11 protein-coding genes and 1 tRNA gene are annotated in these 13,538 nt (G+C 41.0%); 3 read left to right on the top strand and 9 right to left on the bottom strand.

Annotated elements, in window-relative coordinates; translation table 11 throughout:
- Nucleotides 1-342: 342 nt before the first annotated feature.
- The 4 genes from pth to DXC23_RS10310 form a co-directional block, all read right to left on the bottom strand.
- The gene (gene pth / locus DXC23_RS10325) at nt 343-939 is read right to left on the bottom strand and encodes an aminoacyl-tRNA hydrolase (protein WP_117706147.1); all 597 of its coding nucleotides are present in this window, start codon (nt 937-939) and stop codon (nt 343-345) included.
- A gap of 24 nt (nt 940-963) precedes the next feature.
- Entirely contained in the window at nt 964-2,250 is a 1,287-nt protein-coding gene (locus DXC23_RS10320) for a hypothetical protein (protein WP_117706145.1), read from the bottom strand.
- 164 nt (nt 2,251-2,414) lie between these two features.
- Entirely contained in the window at nt 2,415-3,374 is a 960-nt protein-coding gene (locus DXC23_RS10315; protein WP_117706143.1) for a ribose-phosphate pyrophosphokinase, read from the bottom strand.
- 44 nt (nt 3,375-3,418) lie between these two features.
- A complete protein-coding gene (locus DXC23_RS10310) occupies nt 3,419-4,171 on the bottom strand; it encodes a sugar phosphate nucleotidyltransferase (protein ID WP_117706142.1) in 753 nt (250 codons plus the stop codon).
- A 325-nt stretch (nt 4,172-4,496) separates the two neighbouring features.
- On the opposite strand from DXC23_RS10310, the gene ppdK reads away from it, so the two are divergent.
- Nucleotides 4,497-7,124, top strand: coding sequence for a pyruvate, phosphate dikinase (ppdK, locus tag DXC23_RS10305; protein ID WP_117706140.1), 2,628 nt, complete (start codon nt 4,497-4,499; stop codon nt 7,122-7,124).
- A 471-nt stretch (nt 7,125-7,595) separates the two neighbouring features.
- On the opposite strand, the gene DXC23_RS10300 is transcribed toward ppdK, so the two are convergent.
- Nucleotides 7,596-7,672 (bottom strand) — tRNA-Ile (locus DXC23_RS10300).
- A 242-nt stretch (nt 7,673-7,914) separates the two neighbouring features.
- Between DXC23_RS10300 and DXC23_RS10295 the strand changes: the two genes are divergently transcribed.
- Complete coding sequence (locus DXC23_RS10295) at nt 7,915-9,204, top strand: DUF1015 domain-containing protein (RefSeq protein ID WP_117706138.1); 1,290 nt, start codon at nt 7,915-7,917, stop codon at nt 9,202-9,204.
- Between the two features lie 2 nt (nt 9,205-9,206).
- On the top strand, nt 9,207-9,677 hold the full coding sequence (locus DXC23_RS10290) for a pyridoxamine 5'-phosphate oxidase family protein (protein ID WP_117706137.1): 471 nt from the start codon (nt 9,207-9,209) through the stop codon (nt 9,675-9,677).
- A 439-nt stretch (nt 9,678-10,116) separates the two neighbouring features.
- Here the strand turns inward: DXC23_RS10290 and DXC23_RS10285 are convergent, their stop codons facing one another.
- From DXC23_RS10285 to DXC23_RS10270, 4 genes are all read right to left on the bottom strand, one after another.
- The gene (locus tag DXC23_RS10285) at nt 10,117-10,500 is read right to left on the bottom strand and encodes a DUF1284 domain-containing protein (protein ID WP_147329139.1); all 384 of its coding nucleotides are present in this window, start codon (nt 10,498-10,500) and stop codon (nt 10,117-10,119) included.
- Nucleotides 10,478-11,035 carry a biotin transporter BioY gene (locus DXC23_RS10280; protein WP_117706133.1) on the bottom strand — a complete coding sequence of 186 codons (558 nt, stop codon included), beginning with the start codon at nt 11,033-11,035 and terminating at the stop codon, nt 10,478-10,480. Before DXC23_RS10280 ends, DXC23_RS10285 begins: the two co-directional genes overlap by 23 nt.
- Nucleotides 11,036-11,173: 138 nt before the next feature.
- Nucleotides 11,174-11,632 carry a C-GCAxxG-C-C family protein gene (locus DXC23_RS10275; protein ID WP_117706131.1) on the bottom strand — a complete coding sequence of 153 codons (459 nt, stop codon included), beginning with the start codon at nt 11,630-11,632 and terminating at the stop codon, nt 11,174-11,176.
- Between the two features lie 769 nt (nt 11,633-12,401).
- The gene (locus DXC23_RS10270) at nt 12,402-13,226 is read right to left on the bottom strand and encodes a ParB/RepB/Spo0J family partition protein (RefSeq protein ID WP_242997497.1); all 825 of its coding nucleotides are present in this window, start codon (nt 13,224-13,226) and stop codon (nt 12,402-12,404) included.
- Nucleotides 13,227-13,538: the final 312 nt, after the last annotated feature.

Here is a 13,538-nt window from a genome sequence, read left to right as displayed (position 1 = left end):
TTTTCGTGTGTGGCTGATTTGCCCTTGAAAAGTGGCAAATTAGTAGCTTAGTAGCGTGGATTTTCTTTGTTGCTGTCGCATTTTTAGGCTTTCGCCGTTGTGTTTAAGCCGCCAATGGCAAGCCGTATGGCTGTCAAAATTTGCGTTAGCATAAAGTATTTGCGGACTCTGTCCACACCTGCAGCCTTTGAAAAGGTTGACCAAACTTTTAACTTTCTTACCCGAATTAAATTTCACTAAACCATAATTTATTAATATTATCCCATCTTACATAGAACCTTTTAATTTAAAGGCGTGATAAGACCCGAGTTTTCAACATTTTATTATAAAAATGTTGAAAACTTAATTAAACAAATTCATTGCTCTGTCAATTTTTCCGTCTGCCATAAGCTCAACGGCTTTTGCGGAATTTTCAAATACCTGCGCAAGTTTCTTCTGTTCATCGTCGGAAAATCTTGAAAGTACCCAATCTGCCAAATCCCACTCCGGTGTAGGCTTTGCACCGATTCCTATTTTGATGCGTGGGAACATATCACTTCCGCTGAGGTAAATAATGCTTTTCATACCTCGCTGACCACCGTCGCTGCCCTTTGAACGGATACGCATTTTGCCTACATCAAGGGATATATCGTCAAATAATACTATCACATTTTCAGGCGAAATTTTGTAGAAATTCATCGCCTCTACCACTGCCTGACCGCTGTTGTTCATATATGTGGTAGGTTTCATAAGCATTGCTTTTCTGCCTGCTATATTGCACTCGCCTACATAGCTTTTAAATTTTACCCTGTCAACCTTGCAGTCAAGGCTATCGGCTATTGCGTCTATTGCAAGCCAACCTGCATTGTGACGGGTGTTTTCATACTTTTTGTCGGGATTTCCGAGTCCTACTACTAAAAGCTCAACTCCGCCGCCAAAACTCTTTTTCTTACCAAACATAAATACCTTCCTTATATAAAATTATTATTCTCGCTTAAAATCAACAACAACCCAATCGTCATTGCCAAGGTGATACGGTGTGCCGCAATATGGGCAATTATGCTCTCTTGTGGCATCAAAGCTGCCGCCACAACTGCGACAGTTTACATTCTTTATAGAAAAACCTGCATTTGCTATTGCGTGTATATTTTTGCAAACAACAACCCTGAATTTTTCCTTTGAACTTTTGAGAGCGCCGCCGTCAACCTTTGTTACTGTTGTATATACGGTAATATCTACATAGCAGTAGTTACCGTCTGTTTTCAGCGTATTATACCTTACCGTACCGTCATAGCTAATGTCCACAATGTCTTTAAAGGTGTTTTGCATAGGCTTGCCGTCATAAGCCGCAAGGTTGGTGTAGTCATCGCTGAATATCATAAGTTTCATAAGGTTTATAACCTTACCTATGAAAAACTCATACGAAAAGTTAGGGTCAATCTGTCGCATAACCTTTGGCAGCTGAGTTTTTGCCCTTACATGAGGGCCGAGCAAAAACAGGCTTTTTATTGCGCCAATCATCATCCATATGAATATAAAAGCCGCCCACAAAATATAACCCGAAACAGTGCCATAAATCAATCCTACAATTACGCACTGCACAATCTGAAATACAAAGTCATCGCTGCCCTGCACTATGTTTCCGTTATTAATATTAGAAATCAAAGAATAGCTCATAACGGTGGCTATCATACCAAGAACGCATATAAGCATTGACGGCTTTAGTATTTTTCTGATTGGGTCTACCTCGTCTTTAATGTGATAAAAGTTTGTAACCTTAGGAAATAAGTCGTCAATAATAAATCTTGTTCCGCAGCTTTTACAGCCTGTAAGTAAGTCCTGCACATCACTGATAGCGCCGCAGTTTGGGCACGCAACCGTACCGCCTGCATTTTGATTTAAAAGTCTTGTGATGGTAGCATAAAAGTTGCGTTTATTCTTTCTTTTCTTTTTCTTTTTATTATTTACAAAAAAGGTTTCTGTTACCTTATAGTCTTTACAGGCAACATCACTTTTGTAGTCGCCTCTGTCGGTGACGGTAAAGCATTTGATCGCCTGCTTAAACGAGCTTTCTTTTGTATCAAACACAACTTCTTTTCTGACATTATTTTCATCAAGTCTTTTTTTCTGAAGTTCAAGAGTGTAGTTTACATCAAGAGAGCCCATATCGGGAGTTTTTCCCGTATTGTGCCATTGAGCGTATTCGTCAATAAATTTATCAACGATTTCTGTATTTTCGTTATTGTTAAATGTTAAATTAAAAAAACTCATTTTCTTATCATACCTCGTGCAGTCTGAATAACTGCTAATAAACTATGGTTTGTGTTTATATATAAATTTAGTTTGTTTGTCGTTACAGCCCAAAACCTTTTTAACGGCGAAATGGCGGGTTGTTTGAAACCCGCCTGTATAATCGCTATTTAATTTTTATTTCATTAACCAAATGCAGGTGTAAACGGCTTGTCATTGTAAATTCTTGCAATAGCCTCTGCAAATGTAGGAGCAGTAGGAAGAATTGTGAACTTGTCAATCATCTTCTCCTGTGGTACAGGGATTGTATCAAGAAGAACAACCTCTTTGATTGCGCTGTTCTTAATTCTCTCGATAGCAGGACCTGAAAGAACTGCGTGTGTAGCACAAGCATAAACTTCAGTAGCACCGCCCTTTTCAACTATAGCGTTTGCTGCGTTACAAAGTGTGCCTGCTGTGTCAATCATATCATCAACAAGGATAACCTTTTTGCCTCTTGCGTCACCGATAATGTTCATAACCTCGCAAACATTTGCCTTTGGTCTTCTCTTATCAATAATAGCAAGACCTGTGCCAATCTTAGACGCAAAGTTTCTTGAACGGGTAACCGAACCGAGGTCAGGAGAAACAACGATGTATTCGTCAAAGTTTCCGCCGATTTTCTCTCTCATATAGTTAGCAAGAATAGGAGAACCATAGAGGTGGTCAACAGGGATATTAAAGAAGCCCTGAATCTGATTTGCGTGAAGATCCATTGTAAGCACACGGTCGGCACCTGCTGTTGTGATGATGTCCGCACAAAGTTTTGCCGAAATCGGATCTCTTGCCTTAGCTTTTCTGTCCTGTCTTGCATAACCGAAGTAAGGCATAACTGCTGTAATTCTTGCAGCAGACGCACGCTTCATAGCATCAATCATAATGAGCATTTCCATTAAATTGTCATTTACCGGAGTGCAGGTTGACTGAACGATAAAGCAGTCGCTGCCTCTTACAGATTCCTGAAGAGAAACAGCAATTTCACCGTCAGAAAACTGAGTACATTCGCTCTTACCAAGCGGAACTCCAAGGCTGCCTGCAATTCCTTTGGCTACATTTACATTTGAGCTTCCGGTAAAGATTTTAATGTCTTTTCCGTGAAAATTCATTGTAATCGCTCCTTTTTACTCTATAAGTTATATTCTCTATTTACTTAACAGGTATATCCCCTGTCTTTTGCAATATTATTAAGCTCATCAAGCTGAGCCGGATCGTTAGCGCCAAGCACTGTGTCGCTGCACTCTGCTGTGTATGCGCCTACCTTGCAGCCGTCAGAAAGCAAAAGCTTTAATGCGTCGGGCAAATAATATTCCTTTGCATTGTTATCGGATGAAATTCTGCCGAGCACAGACAAAAGCTTTTCTGCGTCAAACCAGAAACCGCCCGAATTTACTTCCTTAATCTTAAGGATTTCTTCACTGCCGTCTTTCTGTTCTACGATTGACTTTACATTGCCGTTTTCGTCACGAACAATCCTGCCGTAACCTGTCGGGTCATCAACCATTGCGGAAATTACTGTTGCGCTTGACTGCGTTGCTGTGTGCTGCGCAAGTGACTTTTCAATAGTTTTGCTGTCCATAAACGGTGCGTCACCGTTAAGGATTACCACGCTGTCGCCCTTGTGAGCCTCAAGGAAGTCCTTTGCCATCATAACTGCGTGACCCGTGCCGAGTCGCTCAGCCTGATAAACCGTTTCAACCTTAAAATCAAGTGTTGACACAAATTCATCAATACATTCTTTTTTAAAGCCCTTTACGATGCATATATCATCTATACCTGCTTTTTTGAGGGAAGAAATAACCCACTCAAGCATAGGCTTACCAAGTACGAGTGAAAGTGTTTTTGGCTTGTCGCTCTTCATGCGCTTGCCTTCGCCACCCGCAAGAATAATCGCACAATTACTCATATGTAATCTCCTTGTTATTCTGTTATTTGCCACACCTGCCGTAATATGCACGCACAACAAGGCATATTAATATTATCGCATAAAAAATACAAATTTCAAGAGTATTTTACAAAAAAACAACATTATGGCTAAATTTAAACGATTTATACAATATTGATGAAGTATAAAATTGAATTTTATAGGAAAAAATTTTAAAAAATGTATAGCTATTTTCAACAAACTTTGTTATAATTATGTGTAGGCTTATACAAGCGGGCGAATTTTGATATTTTAAACACAACTTTCGCCACAGCCGTATAATTATTATTTTAGGAGGATTACCAAAATGGCAAACAAATGGGTATACCTTTTCTCAGAAGGTAATGCTAACATGCGTGAGCTCCTTGGCGGTAAGGGCGCTAACCTTGCAGAAATGACAAGCTTAGGTCTTCCTGTACCACAGGGCTTTACAATTACAACAGAGGCTTGTACTCAGTACTATGAGGACGGCAGAGAGATCAACGAAGAAATTCAGGGTCAGATCAACGAGTACATCGGCAAGATGGAAGAGATCACCGGCAAGAAGTTCGGCGATTTAGAGAACCCACTCCTCGTTTCAGTTCGTTCAGGTGCAAGAGCATCAATGCCTGGTATGATGGATACAATCCTCAACCTCGGTCTTAACGAAGAAGTTGTAGAAGTTATTGCAAAGAAGTCTAACAATCCTCGTTGGGCTTGGGACTGCTACAGAAGATTTATTCAGATGTATTCTGATGTAGTTATGGAAGTTGGTAAGAAGTACTTTGAAGAGCTTATCGACGAAATGAAGGCTAAGAAGGGCGTTACACAGGACGTTGAGCTTGACGCTGACGATCTTAAGGAGCTCGCTTCACAGTTCAAGGCAGAGTACAAGGCTAAAATCGGCGTTGACTTCCCTGACGATCCTAAGGAGCAGCTTATGGGCGCTATCAAGGCTGTATTCCGTTCATGGGATAACCCAAGAGCTAACGTATATCGCCGTGATAACGATATTCCATATTCATGGGGTACTGCAGTAAACGTACAGTCAATGGCATTCGGTAACATGGGTGACGATTGCGGTACAGGCGTTGCATTTACAAGAGATCCTGCTACAGGTGAGAAGAAGCTCATGGGTGAGTTCCTTACAAACGCACAGGGCGAAGACGTAGTTGCAGGTGTTCGTACACCAATGCCAATCGCTCAGATGGCTGAAACATTCCCGGAGGCATTTGCTCAGTTCCAGACTGTTTGCAAGACTCTTGAGGATCATTACAGAGATATGCAGGATATGGAGTTCACTGTTGAGAACAAGAAGCTCTATATGCTCCAGACAAGAAACGGTAAGAGAACAGCTCAGGCTGCTCTTAAGATTGCTTGTGACCTCGTTGACGAGGGCATGAGAACAGAGGCAGAGGCAGTTGCTATGATCGACCCTCGTAACCTCGACACACTTCTCCACCCACAGTTTGATGCTGCTGCTCTTAAGGCTGCTACACCAATCGGCAAGGGTCTTGGTGCTTCACCGGGTGCTGCTTGCGGTAAGGTTGTATTCACAGCTGAAGATGCTGAGGTTTGGAACGCAAAGGGCGAGAAGGTTGTTCTCGTTCGTCTTGAAACTTCACCTGAGGACATCACAGGTATGAAGGCTTCACAGGGTATCCTCACAGTTCGTGGTGGTATGACATCTCACGCTGCTGTTGTTGCTCGTGGTATGGGTACTTGCTGCGTATCAGGTTGTGGCGACATCAACATGGACGAGGCTAACAAGAAGTTTACACTCGCAGGCAAAGAGTTCCACGAGGGTGACTACATTTCAATCGACGGTTCAACAGGTAACATCTATGACGGTGTTATTCCAACTGTTGACGCTACAATCGCAGGTGAGTTCGGCAGAATTATGAGCTGGGCTGACAAGTACAGAAAGCTTAAGGTTAGAACAAACGCTGATACACCAGCTGACGCTAAAAAGGCTCGTGAGCTTGGCGCTGAGGGTATTGGTCTTTGCCGTACAGAGCATATGTTCTTTGAAGAGGACAGAATCGCTGCATTCAGAGAGATGATCTGCTCAGATACAGTAGAAGAGAGAGAAGCTGCTCTTGAGAAGATTCTTCCTTACCAGCAGGGCGACTTTGAGGCTCTTTATGAGGCTCTTGAGGGCAACCCGGTTACAATCAGATTCCTTGATCCGCCACTCCACGAGTTTGTTCCTACTGAGGAAGCTGACATTGAAAAGCTCGCAGCTGCTCAGGGCAAGAGCGTTGACACAATCAAGGCTATCATTGCTTCACTCCACGAGTTCAACCCAATGATGGGTCACCGTGGCTGCCGTCTTGCAGTTACATATCCTGAAATTGCTAAGATGCAGACAAAGGCAGTTATTCGTGCTGCTATCAATGTTAAGAAGGCTCATCCTGATTGGACAGTTAAGCCTGAAATTATGATTCCACTCGTATGCGAGGTTAAGGAACTTAAGTATGTTAAGAAGATGGTTGTTGAAACAGCTGACGCTGAAATCGCAGCTGCAGGCATCGAGCTTGAGTACGAAGTTGGTACAATGATCGAGATCCCAAGAGCTGCTCTTACAGCTGATGAGATCGCAACAGAGGCTGACTTCTTCTGCTTCGGTACAAACGACCTTACACAGATGACATTTGGTTTCTCAAGAGATGACGCAGGTAAGTTCCTCAATGCTTACTATGATGCAAAGATCTTCGAGAACGATCCATTTGCTAAGCTCGACCAGACAGGTGTTGGCAAGCTCATGGAAACAGCTATTAAGCTCGGTAAGCCAGTAAACAACAAGCTCCACGTAGGTATCTGCGGTGAGCACGGCGGTGACCCATCATCAGTTGAGTTCTGTCACAAGATTGGTCTTGACTATGTATCATGCTCACCATTCCGTGTGCCGATCGCAAGACTTGCTGCTGCTCAGGCTGCTATTGCTGAGATGTAATTCAGTCATCTTTGATTGATATTATATAACGTAATATTTTGGGCTGTCCCGTAATGGGACAGCCCTTTTGCTGTTTTATTAATGTTATGGTTCGCCAACAGTATTCTTGTTTTATTCTAAATTTCTACCTCGTTTTATGCGGCTTGCTCTTAGTTATAATTTCATCAACGCTCTCGCTAAAAACAGTCCACCAGACTGTTTTCTTTACGCTCGCCTTCGAGTCCCTGTTGTCGCTTTGCTTGTATAATAAAAAAAGAACACCGAAAGGTGTTCTTTTTATGGTGCGCCAACAGTATTCTTGTTTTATTCTAAATTTCTACCTCGTTTTATGCGGCTTGTTCTTAGTTATAATTTCATCAACGCTCTCGCTAAAAACAGTCCACCGGACTGTTTTCTTTACGCTCGCCTTCGAGTCCCTGTTGTCGCTTTGCTTGTATAATAAAAAAAGAACACCGAAAGGTGTTCTTTTTATGGTGCGCCAACAGGGACTCGAACCCCGGACCGACCGGTTATGAGCCGGTAGCTCTAACCAACTGAGCTATTGGCGCATATTCTTTTTACGCAATTGATATTATACCATATGATATTGGGGTTGTCAATATTTTTGCGCTATTTTACACAAATTATTGATACGGTATTATTCAATCAGTATATAATTATTCTCCTTTTTGCAACTAAATTATTGAAACTTCTACATTTTAGTGATACAATATATTATAATGTAGTAATTATACACACAAAATCTGTTTTCCTATTAAGGATAAAATAAAATTAATCGGAGGTAACAGCCATGGCAGTTATTAAAGCGTTTAAAGGTATGCGATACGACACAGCAAAGGCAGGCGAAATTTCTTCTCTTTGCTGTCCTCCATACGACATTATAAGCGAGCAGGAAAGACTTTCTTTTATAAAGGAAAACGAATACAACATTATTCGTCTTGAACTCCCAAAAGAGGGCGAAAATCCATACGCCTGCGCTAACGACATTCTCAAAATGTGGCAGGAAAAGGGTATTCTTAAAATTGAGGACAAGCCTGCTATCTATATTTATGAGGAGGAATTTTCTGTCGGAAACTCACGCAAAAGCATCAAGGGCATTATTGCGAGAGTTCAGCTTGAGGAATTTTCTAAGGGCATTATTTTACCGCATGAATTTACTCTTTCTAAGGCTAAAGAGGATCGTTTAAATCTTATGAAAGCCACAAACTGCAATTTCAGTCAGATTTACGCCCTTTATATGGACGAAAAGCACACCACCCTCGCTACCATTGACGAACAGTCAAAGTCGAAAGCAGACATGGAATTTACCGACGAAACGGGCGTTACACACAGACTTTGGATTGAAACCGATCCCGATATTATTGCAAAACTTGTTAATGATTTTGCCGACAGAAAGCTATACATTGCAGACGGCCACCACAGATATGAAACTGCACTTAATTACAGAAATTATTGCAGAGAAAACGGCATTTCAAAGCCGGGCGACCCGCAGGATTTCCAGATGATTTACCTTGTGGATATGGAGCATCCGGGACTAGTGGTATTCCCTACCCACCGCCTTGTAAGAGATCTTCCGAATTTTGACAAAGAGGCTGTTCTTGAAAAATGCTCTGAATTTTTCTACATTGACGAAAAAGAGGGCACAGACACCATGGAGGAGGATTTGAAAAAGCTGTATGACGAGGGCGAAAAGGCATTCGGCTTTTACTGCGGCAAGGGCGAATGGTTCTTGCTCACCCTCAAGGATATTAATGTAATGAGCCAAATGCTCCCTGATGTAAGTAAAGCCTCGCAGTCGCTCGATGTTTCGGTTCTGCACACACTTATTCTTGAAAAAATCTTTGGCATAGACAAAGAAAATATGGCAAAGCAAATTAACCTCACATACACAAAACTCTTCTCAGAGGCTATTTCGGGCGTAGATAACGGCAAGTTCCAATGCTCGTTTGTGCTCAACCCAACACGAGTAACAGAGATTCGAGATGTTGCCGCCGCAGGCGAAAAAATGCCGCAAAAGTCAACTTATTTTTATCCAAAAATGATTACAGGTATGGTAATGAACAATCTCGGAGTTGATTGATTATGAAAGCTTATGATATTCGCAGGTCTGACAGGGCGCAGTCTGAAAGCACAGCCGTTGAAATACTCAAGAAAGGCAGTTACGGAGTTTTATCTACTGTCGGTGCTGACGGCTACCCATACGGTGTGCCTGTAAACTATGTTTACGATGACGGAAAAATTTATTTTCACTGCGCCAAAAATGAAGGTCACAAGCAGGAAAATATGCGCTTTTCGGGCAAGGTTTCATTCACTGTTGTTACAAAATCCGATGTGATTTCCGAAAAATTCACAACAGGATACGAGAGCGCCGTTGCTTTTGGCATTGCATCAAAAATTGTTAGAGACAAAGAAAAAGCTCTGCGACTATTGGTAAAGAAGTATTCACCCGATTTTATAAATGAGGGCGAAAGCTATATAAAAGGCGGTTTTGAACGCACAGATGTGTTTGCAGTGGAAATTGAAAGACTTACCGCTAAGGCTAATAAAATTTAGGTCAACCCTTTTTAAAGGGTTGCGTGCTAAATCTAAGTTTGAAAAACAGGCAATAGCCTTTAAATATAGGAAATAATGAAAGAAACTCCGTCATTGCTATGCGCTGACGGAGTAAATAATAATATCTTCTCTTTATTTCTTTCGAAATTTTAAAAGCTCACGCTATTGTGTGCAAGTCGCCAATCGGCAAGCCGTTTGGCTATCAAAATTTGCGGTAGCATAAAGTTTTGTGGGCGTTGCCCACACCTACAACCTTTGAAAAGGTTGACCAAACTTTTCATTTCGGGCAGAAAGTTTGACCTTTGCTTTACTTTGTTGCCCGACTTAAAGTCCGCTAAACCATAATTACCACAACACAAAAGTTAAAACCCACACAAACGACAAAATTCCCTGCCCAAACCGAGCAGGGAATTTTTTATATGGGGATGTTGTAAGCTAATTAAATATCATAACATTTCCATTGACAATTTTTGCAGACCTCGCCAAGTTTTCCTTGTGCAATTATCCTGTTTTTTGCCATATCTTTAAGTGTAAGCCACTCTATTTTATCGCCGAATTTCAAGCCGTATTCCTCAAGGCACGCTCTGTCGAAGCCAGCCACCTTTTTATTATCGGCGCAAAGCTGAGCTTTGTTATTCGGGCATTTACTGCAAAGAATATCATTACAGGTTTCGGTCAATGTCACCTGCGGATTTTCACTATTGAGATACTCAATAACAGCCGTCATATTCTCCACAAATTCGGCACTGTACCCCTTGCCTACAAAATACTGTATGCAAAGGCTATGGTGCGGTCGCAGATTAAAGCTTGATAACCTTGTCAAGACGATTCACCAATACAGACGCAAATGCAATTTTGAGTGCGTCAGCAATAAGATAAGGAACTACGCACAGTAAAAGTGACTCAACAAGTCCCATTTTCATTTGGAACATATACCATACTGTGCCGAATGCATAACAAACAGCAAGACCTGCAATCATTGCCACAATTTCAACCCAAAGTTTTCTGCCGAGTTTTTCTGTCATAAGACCTACAATTAAAGCTGTAAAAATAAAGCCGATAATATATCCGCCTGTCGGTCCGAAAAGTACACCTATACCTCCGCTGAAACCTGCAAACACAGGAACACCTACAAGACCGAGGAGTACATAAACGAGTACGCTGAGTGTACCTCTTTTCCAACCGAGTAATGACGCTGCAATAAATACACCGAGAGTTTGAAGTGTAAACGGAACTTCTCCGAACGGAATCTGAATTTGCGCACAAACTGTCATTACAGCGGCAAAGAGTGCCACAAATACTAAATCAAGCAAAGCGGCTTTGCTTTTTGATGTTGCCTTTGATTTTACCTCTAACATTGTTCTTTCTCCTTACTGTCAACCTATTTGGTTTATTAAGTTGACAATATTATAACTCGGTTTTGCTGAATTGTCAACCTACAATTGAATTTTGGTTGACAATTCACAAAATCATATATTTTATATAATAACAGTTGTTTAAATGAGGTCTTCTTCCTTCAGATATTCTTCAAGAATATCTGCCGCATACTTGCAAAGTTCGGGACAAGGGCGCTTTTTATAGTATTCGGTAGTTCGCTCCGACGGCACATAGCTTTCTTTATTGGCTTTTTGAATACCCAAAAGCTCTCTGCAAATAATCGAGCCGTTGTCCTGTTTAAATTTTTCTGCAAGCTCCTGAACCGATTTATAAACGTTTTTCTTTGTTGAGCCGTCCTTGGCATCTGAGTTTCCCATGGCAAGACCAAGCACCATAAACATACCCGTAACAGTGCCGCAAACCTCTCTCATTCTGCCCATACCGCCGCCAAACGGTTCGGAAATTTTTAATGCTGTTTCCTTTTCAAGTCCGAAATCCTCGCAAAACGCAAGCAAAACCGCCTGTGAGCAGTTGTATCCGTTCAAAAAATTTTGCTTAGCAATATCACCCTTAGACATACAAATCATTCCTTTTCTATTAATTAATATAATTTTAACACCGACTTATAATAATGTCAAAAAATGTTTATGTTCTAAATATGGTTTAGCGCACAAAGTTTTGTTTAATAAATTCAAAATTTAGGTCAACCCTTTTTAAAGGGTTGCGGGTTTGGAAAGAGCCATAAATGCTTTCCTTTTACGCAATCTAACAATAGCCAAATGCCTTGCCGTTTGGCTACTTGAACATAATGGCAATAGCCAATGCGACAGCAACAAAAAGGAAAGACACGCTACTAAACTACTAATTTGCCTCTTTTCAAGGGCAAATTAGCAACACACAAAAACTTTCGCATTCTTTAGAATATCTTTTCTCTAAGACTACTAAAATGCGACTTTCTTACTTTCTGCCACTCATTAGTCTTAACCTTTGTTTTAAAGTCTTGCACAATCTAAAGTTTAGTTATTCTATGATATAAATTCAACCGTTTATTTTTATTAAAATGAGTTCATTTTTACTGTTCTGTGTGCGTTGCCCACACCCACAACCTTTGAAAAGGTTGACCAAACTTTTATATTCGGTACAGAAACTTTAGGTTTTACTTTACTTTGTTGCCCGACCGAAAGTTCAGCTAAAACATAATTTACCCAAACTTTTAATTAATAGCTCAAATATTTACACACGCAAACAGCCGTACAGTTTTTACGCTGTACGGCTGTTTGCAAGGGGTTTAGATAAGGAAATGGGTATGAGTGGAACGGATGCTTTCGCACCCTCTTGTTAGAAAATTTAAGCGGATTTATTATCGCTTGCACTTTTTTTAGGGATTTTAATTGTGTATTCGATATAGTTAGGGTTTTCACTTTTAACTGCCTTAGCATCAATGCCTGCAAGACGCATAGTATCTACCGCTTTGTTGATGGTGTTTACAAAAATTCTCACATCTTTTATCACCGCTTTGCTTTGTCCCATACTTTTAATATGCTTAGGGCAGTCATTCAAAACTTCGCTTACAAGAGTGTCGGTTTGCTGGGTGTTAAGATTAAGCGCTATTACCTTGCTGAGGACTTCTCGCCTTTTGCCCTCATCATCTATGCGGAGCAATGCCCTGGCATGGCGCTCCGTAAGACCTGCACTGATAATAAGCTCCTGTTCTTCGTATGTAAGGCGCAAAAGTCTTAGCTTATTTGCAATGGTAGATTGCGTTTTGCCAAGCCTCTGAGCCGCCTCCTCTTGAGTAAGGCCAAATCTTCGGATAAGTCTTGAAATCCCGCGAGCTTCCTCGAACACGCCGAGGTCGCTACGCTGTAGATTTTCAAGGAGAGCAAAGATCGCAGACTCTTTGTCAGAACACTTAACGATTATGCAGGGGACTTTTTTTAGTCCTGCCATAACCGACGCACGCAGACGGCGTTCACCGGCAATCAGCTCGTATTCGGTTTGACTTGCCCTTCTTACAGTAAGCGGCTGCAAGATACCGTTCTCTGTTATGGACTGAGATAATGAAATAAGGGCTGCATCGTCAAATTGCTTTCGTGGCTGAGCCTTGTTAGGTCGTATTCTTATTATAGGTATTTCAGTGATTTTGTTATCATTGTTAAATAAAAAAGTCAACCTTACCATCCCGTGTCTTTTAAGCATCAGGGGTTTGTCCCTGTGACATTATAATATCACATTACCAAAAAATGGTATGTCGAATTGTGTACGCATATTTAATTTTGTTTTATAATATTGCGTTGTATTTTTTGTTTTTGTGTCAGATGATAATTATTTTGCTTTTATCTAATATCCAACGGAGCGGATTTGTTTGTTTTAATTTTGGGTTTAGCCGGCTTTCGGTCGGGCACAAAGTAAATTAAAAGCTAAACTTTTCGATTACGGAAGTGCTGTTAGAAAAATTATGTACACAACAAATGCGGTTGAAAG

Origin of the sequence: Eubacterium sp. OM08-24, assembly GCF_003438075.1 — a bacterium.
GTDB lineage: Bacteria > Bacillota > Clostridia > Oscillospirales > Acutalibacteraceae > Ruminococcoides.
Note: the sequence above shows the minus strand (reverse complement) of the source record. Positions and strands in the feature narration are given on the sequence as shown.